The organism is Paeniglutamicibacter kerguelensis (genome assembly GCF_017876535.1).
Classification (GTDB): Bacteria; Actinomycetota; Actinomycetes; order Actinomycetales; family Micrococcaceae; genus Paeniglutamicibacter; species Paeniglutamicibacter kerguelensis.
In genome coordinates this window covers 2903560-2917228 of sequence record NZ_JAGIOF010000001.1, presented here as the reverse complement: position 1 = coordinate 2917228, position 13669 = coordinate 2903560, and the positions used below count along the sequence as shown (strand labels likewise).

The 13669-nt window shown below is 63.8% G+C and carries 13 protein-coding genes and 1 tRNA gene; 2 read left to right on the top strand and 12 right to left on the bottom strand.

The features are described 5' to 3' along the window. Positions 1 to 7: 7 nt before the first annotated feature. The 8 genes from JOF47_RS13425 to JOF47_RS13390 all read right to left on the bottom strand — a co-directional run bounded on the left by JOF47_RS13425 (position 8) and on the right by JOF47_RS13390 (position 6133). Positions 8 to 790 (bottom strand): amino acid ABC transporter ATP-binding protein, encoded by a 783-nt coding sequence (locus JOF47_RS13425; RefSeq protein ID WP_281070244.1) that lies wholly within the window; start codon positions 788 to 790, stop codon positions 8 to 10. Further along, complete coding sequence (locus JOF47_RS13420; RefSeq protein WP_209999373.1) at positions 777 to 1442, bottom strand: amino acid ABC transporter permease; 666 nt, start codon at positions 1440 to 1442, stop codon at positions 777 to 779. The genes JOF47_RS13425 and JOF47_RS13420 overlap by 14 nt, the downstream gene beginning before the upstream one ends. Positions 1443 to 1507: 65 nt before the next feature. Next, a complete protein-coding gene (locus JOF47_RS13415; protein WP_209999371.1) occupies positions 1508 to 2338 on the bottom strand; it encodes an amino acid ABC transporter substrate-binding protein in 831 nt (276 codons plus the stop codon). A gap of 363 nt (positions 2339 to 2701) precedes the next feature. Further along, positions 2702 to 3628, bottom strand: coding sequence for an AEC family transporter (locus JOF47_RS13410; RefSeq protein ID WP_209999368.1), 927 nt, complete (start codon positions 3626 to 3628; stop codon positions 2702 to 2704). A gap of 124 nt (positions 3629 to 3752) precedes the next feature. Further along, a tRNA-Gly gene (locus tag JOF47_RS13405) sits at positions 3753 to 3823 on the bottom strand. Between the two features lie 67 nt (positions 3824 to 3890). After that, positions 3891 to 5099, bottom strand: coding sequence for a cation:proton antiporter (locus tag JOF47_RS13400; protein ID WP_209999367.1), 1209 nt, complete (start codon positions 5097 to 5099; stop codon positions 3891 to 3893). 11 nt (positions 5100 to 5110) lie between these two features. Next, the gene (locus JOF47_RS13395; protein ID WP_209999366.1) at positions 5111 to 5593 is read right to left on the bottom strand and encodes a cation:proton antiporter regulatory subunit; all 483 of its coding nucleotides are present in this window, start codon (positions 5591 to 5593) and stop codon (positions 5111 to 5113) included. Between the two features lie 54 nt (positions 5594 to 5647). Next, complete coding sequence (locus JOF47_RS13390) at positions 5648 to 6133, bottom strand: SseB family protein (protein WP_209999364.1); 486 nt, start codon at positions 6131 to 6133, stop codon at positions 5648 to 5650. Between the two features lie 110 nt (positions 6134 to 6243). Here JOF47_RS13390 and JOF47_RS13385 point away from each other — a divergent pair, with 110 nt between their 5' ends. Continuing rightward, a complete protein-coding gene (locus JOF47_RS13385) occupies positions 6244 to 7950 on the top strand; it encodes a fumarate hydratase (RefSeq protein WP_209999362.1) in 1707 nt (568 codons plus the stop codon). Positions 7951 to 8050: 100 nt separating this feature from the next. On the opposite strand, the gene JOF47_RS13380 is transcribed toward JOF47_RS13385, so the two are convergent. Together JOF47_RS13380 and JOF47_RS21985 are read right to left on the bottom strand one after the other, a co-directional pair. Then, positions 8051 to 9325 (bottom strand): Nramp family divalent metal transporter, encoded by a 1275-nt coding sequence (locus JOF47_RS13380; protein WP_209999358.1) that lies wholly within the window; start codon positions 9323 to 9325, stop codon positions 8051 to 8053. A 175-nt stretch (positions 9326 to 9500) separates the two neighbouring features. Further along, complete coding sequence (locus JOF47_RS21985) at positions 9501 to 10334, bottom strand: M15 family metallopeptidase (RefSeq protein ID WP_209999357.1); 834 nt, start codon at positions 10332 to 10334, stop codon at positions 9501 to 9503. Between the two features lie 179 nt (positions 10335 to 10513). Between JOF47_RS21985 and dcd the strand changes: the two genes are divergently transcribed. Next, positions 10514 to 11095 (top strand): dCTP deaminase, encoded by a 582-nt coding sequence (dcd, locus tag JOF47_RS13370; RefSeq protein WP_209999355.1) that lies wholly within the window; start codon positions 10514 to 10516, stop codon positions 11093 to 11095. A 96-nt stretch (positions 11096 to 11191) separates the two neighbouring features. Here the strand turns inward: dcd and JOF47_RS13365 are convergent, their stop codons facing one another. Continuing rightward, positions 11192 to 12223, bottom strand: a complete 1032-nt coding sequence (locus tag JOF47_RS13365; RefSeq protein WP_245356365.1) for a malate dehydrogenase — start codon at positions 12221 to 12223, stop codon at positions 11192 to 11194. A 72-nt stretch (positions 12224 to 12295) separates the two neighbouring features. Next, on the bottom strand, positions 12296 to 13633 hold the full coding sequence (locus JOF47_RS13360) for an MFS transporter (RefSeq protein ID WP_209999352.1): 1338 nt from the start codon (positions 13631 to 13633) through the stop codon (positions 12296 to 12298). Positions 13634 to 13669: the final 36 nt, after the last annotated feature.

Sequence of the window (13669 nt, the reverse complement as noted above, 5' to 3'; positions counted from 1 at the left end):
ACGCACCTTAGAACGGATTGAGCAGGCGGTGCACAAATTGCTGGGTGCGTTCGTTCTCCGGGGCGCGCAGGACCACGTCCGGGTGTCCGCGCTCGACCACCACACCCTGGTCCATGAAGACCACCTCGTCGGCCACCTCGCGGGCAAACGCCAACTCGTGGGTCACCAGCACCATGGTCCAGCCTTCGTCGGCCAGCTCCTTGATGACCTTCAGGACATCGCCGACCAGTTCGGGATCCAGCGCCGAGGTCGGCTCGTCAAAGAGCAACAGCGAAGGCTTCAGCGCCAGGGCCCTGACAATGCCGACGCGTTGCTGCTGTCCGCCGGAAAGTTGGTGCGGATACTGGTTGTGCTTGTCGGCCAGTCCCACGCGCGCCAGTAGTTGCGTTGCCTCGGCAACCGCCTCGGCACGTTTGCGTTTCTGGACCTGTACCGGGCCCTCGATGATGTTCTCCAACACCGTCTTGTGCGGGAAAAGGTTGTAGTTCTGGAACACCATGGCACTGCGCGTGCGCAGCACCTGTGCCTTCTTCTGCGTGGTCGTGGAATCAAACGTGACCGCCGGGCCTCCGTCGAAGGCCACGGCACCCGCATCAGGGATTTCCAGCCCGTTCAGGCACCGCAACACCGTGGTCTTGCCGGACCCGGAAGGGCCGATCAGTGCCAGCACCTCGCCCTTTCGCACCGCAAGGTCGATGGACTTGAGGACCTGGTTCGATCCGAAGGTCTTCTGCAGGCCGTCGGCACGCAGCATCACGGGGGCGTCCGCCGGGGGTCTAATGTGCGACATAGCGATCGAGCCTTCCTTCCAAACGCGATTGGCCGGTGGAAAGCACCAGGCAGAACACCCAGTAGACCAGCGCGGCTTCTAGGTACAGCAGCATGAATTCCTGGCTGAATGCCGCAATTTCCTGGGCCTTGCGGAAGAGCTCGGTCACCAGGATCAGCGAAGCCAGCGAGGTGTCCTTGAGTAAGGAAATAAAGGTGTTGGACAAAGGCGGGACCGCAACGCGTGCGGCCTGCGGCAGGATCAGGCGCCGCAATGTCGTGGCCCGGGACATGCCGATGGTGTACCCGGCCTCCCACTGGCCGCGCGGAACGGAGAGGATCGCTGCACGAATGACTTCGGCAGCGTATCCTCCCACGTTGAGGGAAAACGCGATGATGGCGCTGGGCCAGGGATCAATGGTGAGCCCGACGGACGGCAAGCCGTAGAAGATCACAAACAGCTGGACAAGCAGCGGGGTTCCACGGATCACCGAAATGTATGCCCGCGCAATGAATGAAACCAAACGGTTGCCGCTCAAACGCATCAGGGCCATGATCAGCGCAATGACCAACCCGATGGCAAAGCTGGCCAAGGTCAGCGGAATGGTGCCCGTGAGACCGCCCTGCACGATGGGCCAGAGCGAATCGAGGAACAAGTTCCAATCGACGTTCATTGACCGTTCTCCCTAGCTAGTCGGAAAACCACTTGCGGCAACTTGTGCGACAGCAACGATCAAACCTACTTGGTGACGTCGGCCCCGAAGTATTTGTCGGAGATCTTTGCCAAGGTCCCGTCAGCCTGCAGCTCTGCCAAGGCGCCGTCCACGGCCTTGACCAGGTCTTCGCTGCCCTTGCGGAAGGTGATGGCACTTTCGGATTTGTCGGTGGTTTCGGCGGCAATCTTGATGCTTGGATCGTTCTTCGTCTTCTGCGAATCCAGGTAGGTCAGCTTGTCATTGATGGTCGCATCCACCCTTCCCTGCTTGAGCAGCGTGACAGCCTGGGCCCAGCCCTCGACGGCTTCGACCTTTGCGCCTGAATCCTTGGCCAGTTGGTACCAGTTGCTGGTCAGCGACTGGGCAGTGGTCTTGCCGTTGAGATCGGCGAAGGAAGAAATATCGGTGTTGTCGGCCTTGGTGACGATCACGCCGGTGCTCACCGTGTAAGGGGTGGAGAAGAGGTATTTTGCCTTGCGTTCAGGGGTGATGGATACCTGGTTCGCGATCACGTCGAAGCGTCCCGCGTCCAGGCCGGCAAAGATCCCATCCCATTGGGTTTCTTCAAACTTTGGCTCGACACCAAGTTTGCCGGCTACAGCCGTTGCGATTTCCACGTCGAAGCCGGTCAGCGGACCGGTGCCACCCTCATGGAACGAGAAGGGCTTGTACGTGCCCTCGGTGCCGATCTTGAGCACGCCAGCGTCCTTGACCTGCTGCAGTGTCAGGCCGCTGGCGGTTCCCGTTGCGCCGGCGGCTCCCGAGGACGGGGACGGTTCGGAGGATCCTCCGCAGGCAGTGAGCGTCACGGCGATCACGGCGGTGGTCATCAACGCAAAGAATTGACGTTTCATGGGGCGGTACGATCCTTTCGAAAACAAAATGTCCGCATCGAGGGCATGCTGCGTCATGTGAACAAAACGCCTGCCGATGCGAACCTTGATGTGACGCTAACACGGAGGCCCGGCCGGCATAAGAGCTTTGTTCCGAAGTGCGTCGAAAATGTTTGCTGAGTGGGCCTGATCTGCTGAATATTGCAAACTCGGGACGGACCGCGTTCGCAACCGCGTGGGCCTTCCCGTGCGCCATAGAAACCATCTTCGCCGAATCAGCCATGCCAAGGGAAGGCTGTAGGTCCGTACGGAGCCGGAGCCGGAAAGGAGCGGGCCGAAGCCCGCCGAGGCAAGGTCGGGACGCCAACGATTGGTCCTTCGCCGCTAGGCGAGCAGCAGCGGAACCAGCATCATGGCCGGAACCGCAACGATCGTGGTGAGCAGCACCGTGTCCTTAGCCAGGACGACCCCGCGCTCGTAGCGGGAGGCCGTGACAAAGATGTTCTGGGCGGTGGGGAGCGCGGCCATGATCACGACGATGAAGACATCGGTGCCGTCCAGCCCGAATAGCCACCGGGCGCAGGCCCACGCAGCCACCGGCTGGAACGCCAATTTCAGTGCCGTGGCGACGATGGTGTCGGCCTTGCGGCCACCGGAAGCCTCCAACGGCTTGGAGCCGACCAGCGAAATGCCAAAGGCGATCAACATCGCCGGAATGGACGCGCCCGCGATGAGCTCGATGGGATCCGCCAGCGGCTGGGGCAATTCCACGTTGAACAGCGCACACGCCAACCCGGCCAGGGAACCGACGATCATCGGGTTCTTCGCCGTTTGCGCCAGCATCGACAAGGGCGTGGTGCGATGCCTTGACGTGCTGGCATCCAGGATGGCCAGGCAAACGGGGGAGTAGAGCGCCAGCTGCCAGAGGATCACCGGGGCCGCGTAGGAAATGTCGCCAAGCACGTAAAGGGCGATCGGCAGGCCCAGGTTGGCCGAATTCACCGTCGAGGCGCTCATGGCGCCGATCGTCGTCTCGGTGATGTCGCGGCGCAGCCACCACCGGGTGGCCAACACGAAGGCAAGGGCGGTGGCTGTCGAGGAGATCGCCGCGACGCCCAGGTAAGGGCCCAGTACCGAGACCGGATCCGAGTCCGCAAGGGTCGTGAAAAGCAGGGCCGGGCTTGCCACGAAGAAGGTCAGGCGGTTCAGCACGTACCGTGCATCCGCGCCAAGCACGCCGGTGCGCCCCACCAGGTAGCCCACAGCAATCACTGTCCAGACCACGGCAAAACCCGAGAGTACACCGACCATGTGTTGTGGCACCTTCCCGTTCGGTCCGAGCCGCAGGTCGGGGAAATCATTGTCCCCGGCACACGGGGCACACTGCGGCTTAACGCATTGAGACCCGGCCACAGGCCGGGTCTCAACAATCACGAGCGGGCGACGGGAATCGAACCCGCGTGTCCAGCTTGGGAAGCTGGCGCTCTACCATTGAGCTACGCCCGCGATGCACCGAGAAGCCTAATGACCGCCCGGGCAAAAGACAGCATATCCCAAAGTAGGCCCCCAAAACCTAATCGGTGACCAAGGGCGGGTTTGGGAGTGTCGGAGAGGACTGGGTCCGCTTGCGCAGGAACGGCTTGCTCAGCGGTTCCACGAAACGCGTGGCCACCGGTCCAAGGACGGCAAGCAGCAACACGTAGGCGGTTGCAAGCGCCGCCAATTCGCCGGTGACGGCTCCGGAGGCGACGGCCAAGCCGGCAATGACGATGGAGAATTCACCGCGGGCGATCAGCGCGACACCGGCCCGCAAACGGCCCGGTACGCCGATGCCGGCACGTTTTGCCGCCCAGACACCGGTGAGGATCTTTGTAGCCGAGGTGACCAAGGCCAGGCCGATGGCCATGGGCAGGACGGCGGGAATGGTCGTCGGGTCGGTGTTGAGCCCAAAGACCACAAAGAACATGGCGGCGAACAGGTCGCGCAGGGGCTCGAGTACCTTGGTGGCCGAACTTGCCGTCGACCCGGAAATGGCGATACCCAAGAGGAACGCTCCCACAGCGGCGGAAACTTGAAGGGCCGAAGCCAGACCGGCAACCAACAGGGCCGCCCCGATGAGCTTGAGCAGGAAATTCTCCTGGTCGGCCGAGTGAATGAGCCGTGAAATCTGCGGGCCGAACCTCAGCGCAGCGAGCAGCACTACGGTAATCGCGGCCAGGGCGATGCCCACGGTGCGCAGCCCGCCAAGGAAACTCAGGCCGGCCAAGGTGGCAGTGAGGGCGGGCAGATAAATGGCCATGGCCAGGTCCTCGAGGACCAGGATCGACAGGACGACAGGCGTTTCACGGTTGCCCAACCGTCCCAAGTCGGAGAGGACCTTTGCGATGATTCCAGAGGAAGAAACGTAGGTGACCCCGCCCATGACCAGGGCCCCGGTAAAACCCCAGCCCATGAGTAGGGCAAGGCCTGCACCCGGAGTGAAGTTCAAGACGAAGTCCACGATCCCGGCAAACCAGGACCCTTTGAGCCCCGTGACCAGTTCGCGGGCCGTGTATTCAAGTCCCAGCATCAGCAGCAACAGGATGACACCGATTTCACTGGCGATTTCGCCGAATTCGGAGATTCCTCCCAAATCGATCAACCCGCCGTGGCCAAACATCAGGCCGCCGATGAGATAAAGCGGAACAGGCGACATCCCGAACTTGGCGGCCATGCGTCCCAAGAGGCCAAGGCCAAGGAACACGGCTCCGAGCTCAATCAGGATGATTGCTGTTTCCCCCATGACCTATCGCCTTATCCGTCGTTGATCAGGTGGGCGGCGTTGTCTAGACCTGTGGAGGTGCCGACAATGACCAATACATCACCGGCATTGAGCTCGAAGGATGGCTCCGGGGAAGGGAAGACTCGTCCGCTGCGGGAGATCGCAACAACCGACGAGCCGGTGCGTGTGCGCAGGCTGGTGTCGCCCAGCGTCCGGTTCACGTAGGGGCTTTCATGGCTGAGCACGAATTGCTGGGTGTTGACCCCCGGCAGGTCCCGGTGCTGGTCGGTCAGCTGCGTGACCAGCTGCGGGGCGCCCAACATGGCGCCGATGGCCCCCGCTTCGTCCACGCTCAACGGAATCGCGGCAGCGCACGCATCGGGATCTTCACGTTGGGAGATGATCAATTGCATGGATCCGTCACGCAAGATGACCACCCCGACCCGGCGGCCCGACGCGAGAGTGATCTCGCGGCGGACACCGAGACCGGGTAGTGAGGTATCTTCAAAATTCATGTATCAACTCTAGTACCTCGGCACCGTGGATGCCGGGGTACTAGGGGGCACAAGTTATGCCTGCTGGTTCTTCAGCGTTCCGTCGGGGTTGAAGTCCTCGCGGATGGTCTTCACGCCTTCGGCGTCGATCTCGAAGCTCAGCTCGTGGCCCGGGTTGATCACAAAGCCCGTGTCGATCAGGGAGCGCACGATGGTTGCGCCCAGTACCTGGACCCCGTACGGGGCCGCATCGATGTACGTGCCGGGAATGCGTGCCAGGTGGGTGAAGAGTGCGATGACGGGCTGGCCGGCGGCGTTCTGCAACAGCATCGGCTGGGCGTTCTTGGTTTCGCCGGTGACCTTCTCGCGGCTCAGGAAGTAGACCTCGGAGGCCATGAAGGACGCGATGACCTGGCCGCTGAGGGCAGGGTCGTTCTGCCCGGCACGGATCATCATCTCAAAGTGGGTGACCGGGGCGTTGGGGTCCGTGACGCTGGCGGTCGCGGCGGGGGTTTCCTCGGCGGACGAGGCGTTCTGGGACTGCTGGTTCTCTTCGCTCATGCCCCCAAGCATGTCTACTTTACGGCCGGCGGCGCAACCCGATGTCAGGTTGTCCCCCCAACCGTCCTAAACTAGGGGGATACCTTTTGAATCTTTTGTGAGGAAGCCTCATGCCCGAATTCCAGTACGAAGACCTGCTGCCCATCGGGGCGGACGAGACAACTTACCGCCAGATTTCCACCGAGGGTGTGCGCACCGTCGAGGGCCCGGGCGGCCGAACGTACCTCGAGGTCGACCCCGAGGCGCTGGAGTTGCTGGCCACCACCGCGCTTCACGACATCTCCCACTACCTGCGCCCGGCGCACCTGCAGCAGCTGCGCAACATCCTCGATGACGAGGATGCCAGCCCGAACGACAAGTTCGTCGCCCTTGACCTGCTGAAGAACGCAAACATCGCCGCCGGCGGCATCCTGCCCATGTGCCAGGACACCGGAACCGCGATCGTGATGGGCAAGCGCGGCCAGCACGTGCTGACCCAGGGCCCGGACGAGAAGGACCTTTCCAAGGGCATCTACGACGCCTACACCACGCTGAACCTGCGTTACTCGCAGCTGGCCCCCTTGACCACCTGGGAAGAAAAATCCACCGGCAACAACCTGCCGGCGCAGATCGAGCTGTACGCGGACACCACCCCCGGCCACGAGAACCAGTACAAGTTCCTCTTCATGGCCAAGGGCGGCGGATCGGCCAACAAGTCGTTCCTGTACCAGGAAACCAAGGCCATCCTGAACGAGAACTCGATGCTCCGCTTCCTGGATGAGAAGCTGCGCTCGCTGGGCACCGCGGCCTGCCCGCCGTACCACCTCTCCATCGTCATCGGCGGAACCAGCGCCGAGTTCGCGCTGAAGACCGCCAAGTACGGTTCGGCCAAGTACCTGGACAACCTGCCGACCACCGGTGCAATGACCGGCCGCGGCTTCCGCGACACCGACCTCGAGGAAAAGGTCTTGGACCTGACCCGCAACTTCGGCATCGGCGCCCAGTTCGGCGGCAAGTACTTCTGCCACGACGTGCGCGTGGTCCGCCTGCCGCGCCACGGCGCCTCGCTGCCCGTGGCCATCGCCGTGTCCTGCTCGGCCGACCGCCAGATGCTTGCCAAGATCACCCCCGAGGGCGTGTTCGTCGAGCAGCTGGAAACCGATCCGGCGCGCTTCATGCCAGAGTCCGACCACCCGGCCATCGCCGCCCACGACGAGGAGACCAGCGGTGTCTCCGGCACCGGCGGGTCCTCCGTGGTGAAGATCGACCTGAACAAGCCGATGGATGAGATCCTGGCCGAGCTGACCAAGCACCCGGTCAAGTCGCGCCTCTCGCTCACCGGCCCGCTGGTGGTGGCCCGCGACATCGCGCACGCCAAGATCAAGGAACGCCTGGACGCCGGCGAGGAAATGCCGCAGTACCTCAAGGACCACCCGGTGTACTACGCCGGTCCGGCCAAGACCCCCGAAGGCATGGCCTCGGGTTCCTTCGGCCCGACCACCGCGGGACGCATGGACTCCTACGTCGACCAGTTCCAGGCAGCCGGCGGCTCCATGGTGATGCTGGCAAAGGGCAACCGCTCCAAGGCCGTCACCGACGCATGCAACACCCACGGCGGTTTCTACCTGGGTTCCATCGGCGGCCCGGCCGCGCGCCTGGCCCTTGACTGCATCAAGAAGGTCGAGGTCGTCGAATACGAGGAGCTCGGCATGGAAGCGATCTGGAAGATCGAGGTCGAGGACTTCCCGGCGTTCATCGTCGTCGATGACAAGGGCAACGACTTCTTCGCAGAGTCCTCGAAGCCGACCTTCACCGGCCTGCCGATTCGCACCAAGTAGTCCCGGCCCCGCAAGGGGATCGGTGACTGCCTGAAAACAGGAAGGGCACGGGTGGAAACACCCGTGCCCTTCCTGCATCCCCGGGACGCGGGGAACCTGCTCAGCCCTGGACGGTCAGCACGATCAGGACCACGTTCAGCGCGATCAGCAACGCCGAAACCAGGATGCCCGCGGCGGTGGTGAACCACTTGTTGGCGTAGTGGCCCATGACGCTGCGGCGGGCCGTGAGGTTCACCAGCGGGAGCAGCGCAAACGGGATGCCGAACGACAGCGCAACCTGGCTCAGGATCAGCGCAAAGGTCGGATCGACTCCCGCGGCGAGGATGATCAGCGCGGGAGTGAGGGTGATGAGCCGGCGGGCCACGATCGAGATGCGCCGGTGTAGCAGCCCCTCCATGATCTCCGCGCCGGCGTAGGCGCCGACGGCGGTCGAGGCGAGCCCGGAGGCCAGCAGCCCCACGGCGAAGAGCGTGGCGATGACCGGGCCAAGCGCCGTCTCAAGCGCGGCGTGCGCACCCTCGAGCGAATCGGTTCCCTCGACCCCCGCAAGGTTCACGGCGGCCAGCAGCAACATGGCCACATTGACCGAACCGGCGATGAGCATGGCGACCGAGACGTCCCAGCGCGTTGCCCTCAGCAGGCGTGGGATGCCGAGTTGGCTCGGGGCCCGGCCGAAGCGGTCACGGGCCAGCGATGAATGCGCGTAGATGGCGTGGGGCATGATCGTTGCCCCGAGAATCGATGCGGCCAACAACACCGAGTTGGCGTCCGCGAAGCGCGGAACCAGGCCGCCGACCACGCTGGAGGCCTCGGGCGGTGCGATCACGACCCCGGCGCAGAATCCGACGGCGATGACCAGCAGCAGCGCTATCACGATGCGTTCGAAAACCCAGGGGCCCTTGTGGGTTTGCACCAGGAGCAGGCCCATGGAAATCACGCCGGTGATCAATCCGCCCAGCAGCAGCGGCAGGTCAAAGAGCAGGTAGAGGGCAACGGCCCCGCCGATGACTTCTGCGATATCGGTGGCCATGGCCACCGCCTCGGCCTGCAGCCAGTAGGCGATCCTGCCCGCGCGGGTTCCAAAGCGGTCGCGCAGCGCCTCGGGAAGGGATTTGCCGGTGACAACGCCCAATTTGGCCGAGAGGTATTGGACCAGCCAAGCCATCACGTTGCCGCTGACAACCACCCACACCAGCAGGTACCCGTACTGTGCGCCGGCGCTCATGTTCGCCGCGACGTTGCCGGGATCCAGGTAGGCGACGCCTGCCACCAGGGCCGGGCCAAGCAGCCACAAGAGACGTCGGGAGGAGGGTAGCGCCGTCGAGGCGGGGGTTGCCTCGGTGGCGACAGCGGCACCGAAAATATTTTTAGGCATGGCTAAAGAGTAGCGTGTTTTAGCCATGCCTAAAATACTTTGCGCGGCATGCTACCGATGTAGCCGGAAGCCGTGCGGAGGCTGTCGGAGGAGCGGATGGGCCCGCCACATTGGTGGTTCGGTGAAGCCGGGCCAATGTCCCGGAAGCCGGGTCTCGGCCGTGGATTGCCTGTGGTCAGCGTGCGAAGTCGTAGCCGACGGACCAGTCGCGGTACGGGGGGAGGAAACGCAGGATCAGCAGGGACTCTCGTTGCTGCTTGATCTGTTCGGCCGTCAGGGGCTTGACCTTCGTGGCCTTGACCAGCCTCGCGTGGTATTCCTCGAAGGTCTTGGACCCGGAGGCCTTCATGGCCCTGGCCTGCTCAACGCCAACGTAGCGCAGGTGCCACGGCTCGTACTTGTACCCCGTGACCTTTTCGCCGTCGGCGGGATAGCGAATGATGAAACCGAAGCGTTCGACATTCTCGGCCAGCCATTTGCCTTCGGGCGTTTCACCGTAGCAGGCCTTCAGATCGCAGGAGCTATTGCGCGAACCCAGGTCCGTTGCCAGTCCGAGCTGGTGTTCGCTGGTGCCCGCGGGAGCAGAAATGCGGGTTGCGAACTCGACACCGTAACGTGCCTTGTACTGGTTGAAGAGGGCTGCCTGCCGGTCGTAGGAACGGTAGGCGCTTAGAACCGTCAGCGAGCGGGAATCCTTGCGCCCGGCCTTGAGCAAGCTCTCCAACGCCGTGGCTGCCTCGTCGCGGAGCTGCGAGTCGCTGCCCGCGACCGTCCGGAGATCCCGGGGCTTGTAGTTGGCCGGGTCCAACGCGTTCTCGCGGTTGACCAAAACCAGCAGCGAGGCAGGGTCCTTGGTGAGTTCATTTGCAGAGGGTGCCTTGGGCTGTTTTTCAAATCCCACCGAAGGGATCGCCGGGGCGGCAATGGCTGCCGGAGCTGCAGCGACGCCGGAAACCAGCAAGCCGGCGACCAGCAGGAGTGCGGGAACGCCAAGACGAAACGAAGACACGATGCCCTTTCAGGAACTGAAACACCAAGGAACAGTTTCAGGATAACCGCTAAACCTTGGATAATCCTTGCACGACCGCACCCTTTGCGGGGCATGGCGATTCGGGCGGAAGGGTCATGTGGGGCACAATCACGTTGCCGATGCCTGATAGGAACCGTATATGGGATATTTTGGGTGTTGTGCTGATTTCTGATGGTGATATTCGACGCGAACTCGCGGCCGATCGTATTAAGCTGGACCCCTTCGACCCGGCGATGGTTCAGCCGGCTAGCGTTGACGTGAGGATCGACCGGTTCTTCCGGCTCTTCGACAACCACAAATACGCCCACATCGACCCGTCCCAGGACCAGCCGGAGCTGACCCGTTTGGTCGAAGTCGACCCGGACGAGCCATTCATCCTGCACCCCGGCGAATTCGTCCTGGGTTCCACCTACGAGACTGTCACCCTGCCGACCGACATCGCGGCACGCCTCGAAGGCAAGAGCTCGCTTGGCCGGCTGGGCCTGTTGACCCACTCCACTGCGGGGTTCATCGACCCCGGGTTCTCCGGGCACGTGACCCTGGAACTTTCCAACATGGCAACGCTGCCGATCAAGCTCTGGCCCGGGTCCAAGATCGGTCAGCTTTGCTTCTTCAAGCTCTCCTCCCCGGCGGAGCACCCCTACGGTTCCGGCGCCTACGGCAACCGCTACCAGGGCCAGCGCGGGCCCACCGCCTCGCGCAGCCACCTGAACTTCCACAGGACGATGCTGGAAAACTAGCCCGCTGTGGAAAAGGCCCGGACCGACTGGTCCGGGCCTTTCCTGCTTAACCGTCGTTGGCATTCTCGATCCATGGAACTGGCTGTATGGAGCCGGCTAGGGGACCAGCCCAAGGCTCCGGACCATGTCGCGCTCGTCGCGCAATTCCTGGACGGACCTGTCGATGCGGGCCCGCACCGCGGGCGAGACCTCCAGTCCCTGCTCGATCTCCCAGGCCTGGTTGTTGCTGCGCACCGGGAAGGAACTGATCAACCCCGCTTCGACGCCATAGGAACCGTCGGAAACCCGGGCGACCGAGGTCCAGGACGATCCGGTGCCCAGCACCCAATCGTGCATGTGGTCCACCGCTGCGGCCGCGGCCGATGCCGCCGAGGAAGAACCCCTGACCTCGATGATCTCGGCACCGCGCTTGGCCACCCGGGGAATGAATGTTCCACCCAGCCATTCCGCGACAGCACCGGGGCCGCCCAGCACCCCGGCCAGTGCCTCGGGCAGGGCTTGCGGCACACCGCGTGAATCCGTGACAATGCCGTGGGCGATGTCGGGAGCCTGGGTGGCCGAGTGGTTGCCCCAAACGGTGACGTTGCTGATCGCACTGACCGGCACCCGCAGGGTCATCGCCAGTTGTGCAAGCGCCCGGTTGTGGTCGAGGCGGGTCATGGCGGTGAACCGTTCGGCCGGGACGTCGGGCGCATGGGCGGAGGCAATGAGTGCATTGGTGTTGGCCGGGTTGCCGACCACCAGCACCTTCACGTCATCGGCGGCGCCAGCGTTGATGGCTGCACCCTGCGGGGCGAAAATTGCCCTGTTGGCCTGCAGCAGGTCCCCGCGTTCCATGCCCGGGCCGCGCGGGCGGGCCCCGACCAGCAGGGCGATGTTTGTCCCCTCGAATCCGGCGGAAACGTCCGTGGTGACATCTATGGAGGCCAGGGTCGGGAATGCGCAGTCCTGGAGTTCGAGGGCGGTTCCCTCGGCGGCATTGAGGCCGGCCGGGATTTCCAGGAGCCGCAGGCGCACCGGGGTGCCAATGCCCAGCATAGCTCCGGAGGCTATGCGGAAGAGTAGGGCGTAGCCGATCTGCCCGCCCGCTCCTGTCACGGTAATTGTCATGGGGGTGTTTGCGCTCATGGTCCCATCGAACCACGGCCGTTAAACCGGTGTCATCAGCCGGGGCCAAAACGGGAGCCACGGGGCGTCTGGCTAGGCGGGCTGCTCCACGCCCAGGCGCCCGGGAGCGTGCACCGGCAACAGCAGGGCCAGACCCAGCAGCAGGACGAGGATGATGCCGAGGATTCCGTAGCGTTGTGCGTCGTCGACGTACGGCTTTGCCAACGCAATGGACATCGCGAAAAGTGCCGGTGCCAGGAAGCTCACCGCACGGCCTGTGGTGGCGTACAGCCCGAAGAGTTCACCCTCCTGCCCTGCCGGCGCGAGCCGGGCCAGGAAGGCCCGGCTGGAGGATTGCGCGGGCCCCACAAAGAGACACAGCAACAATCCAAAGATCCAGAATCCCGTGGCGTCGGGGGAGAAGAAGACGCCGAAGCCGGCGACAATCAGTCCGATCAGCGCGGCGACAATGACGTTCTTCGGGCCCACCTTGTCATCGAGCCAGCCGCCGAGCATGGCGCCGATTGCCGCAATGACGTTTCCGACGATGGCAAAGATGATCACCTGGGTCAGCGGGAAACCGAAAGTGCCCGCGGCAATGACCCCGCCGAAGGTGAAGACCGCGGCCAGTCCGTCGCGGAACACGGCGCTGGAGAGCAGGAAGTACACGGTGTGGCGGTCGGTGCGGGCTAGGGCCGCCACGCGGCGCCAGAGTTCCTTGTAGGACTGCACCAACGTGAAGCGGGGGCCGCCCGCCGTGCCGGGGATTTCCGGGACCGCAAAGAGCACCGGCAGGCCAAAGCCCAGGAACCACACCGCCGAGAACACCGCGACAAGACGCAGGTTCAGCGCATTTTCCTCGGAGGCGCCGGCCCACGGGAAGATCGGTGTGACGAGCATGAACAAGACGATTGCAAGCGCCACGATGCCGCCGAGGTAGCCCATTCCCCACCCGAAGCCAGAGACCTTGCCGATGGTCGCGGGGGTGGAGATCTGCGGCAGCATGGCGTTGTAGTTCACCGTGGCGAACTCCGCGAAGACCGACGCGAGGGCGATGAGCGTGACACCCAGGACCAGGAAGCGAGGCTCGGGGAAAACAAAGAAACAGGCAGCCGTGAGCACCGCGACAATCACGGTGTTCACGCCGAGCCAGAAACGCCGGCGGCCGCCCGCGTCCGAGCGCAACCCCATGATAGGGGCGAGCAGGGCGATGGCGACCCCGGCAATGGCCAGAGCGTTGCCCAGCACCACGGAGTTCGCGTCCTTGTCGCCGAAGAGCTCGCTGGTCAGGTACACCGTGAAGACGAAAGTTGTCATCACCGCGTTGATCGCGGCGGACCCCCAGTCCCAAGACGCCCACGCCAAGACGGTTTTGTTGACGACCTTGGTGCGGGATGCATCGGCCGGCACCCCGGCAGGAAACTCGCTCATGGGTGCATCGTAACCGGTGTATCGACCGACGGCGCG

Coding starts and splice junctions, on each gene's coding strand:
- JOF47_RS13425 (WP_281070244.1), bottom strand. CDS start 790: ATGTCGCACATTAGACCCCCGGCGGACGCCCCCGTGATGCTGCGTGCC.
- JOF47_RS13420 (WP_209999373.1), bottom strand. CDS start 1,442: ATGAACGTCGATTGGAACTTGTTCCTCGATTCGCTCTGGCCCATCGTG.
- JOF47_RS13415 (WP_209999371.1), bottom strand. CDS start 2,338: ATGAAACGTCAATTCTTTGCGTTGATGACCACCGCCGTGATCGCCGTG.
- JOF47_RS13410 (WP_209999368.1), bottom strand. CDS start 3,628: ATGGTCGGTGTACTCTCGGGTTTTGCCGTGGTCTGGACAGTGATTGCT.
- JOF47_RS13400 (WP_209999367.1), bottom strand. CDS start 5,099: ATGGGGGAAACAGCAATCATCCTGATTGAGCTCGGAGCCGTGTTCCTT.
- JOF47_RS13395 (WP_209999366.1), bottom strand. CDS start 5,593: ATGAATTTTGAAGATACCTCACTACCCGGTCTCGGTGTCCGCCGCGAG.
- JOF47_RS13390 (WP_209999364.1), bottom strand. CDS start 6,133: ATGAGCGAAGAGAACCAGCAGTCCCAGAACGCCTCGTCCGCCGAGGAA.
- JOF47_RS13385 (WP_209999362.1), top strand. CDS start 6,244: ATGCCCGAATTCCAGTACGAAGACCTGCTGCCCATCGGGGCGGACGAG.
- JOF47_RS13380 (WP_209999358.1), bottom strand. CDS start 9,325: ATGCCTAAAAATATTTTCGGTGCCGCTGTCGCCACCGAGGCAACCCCC.
- JOF47_RS13365 (WP_245356365.1), bottom strand. CDS start 12,223: ATGAGCGCAAACACCCCCATGACAATTACCGTGACAGGAGCGGGCGGG.
- JOF47_RS13360 (WP_209999352.1), bottom strand. CDS start 13,633: ATGAGCGAGTTTCCTGCCGGGGTGCCGGCCGATGCATCCCGCACCAAG.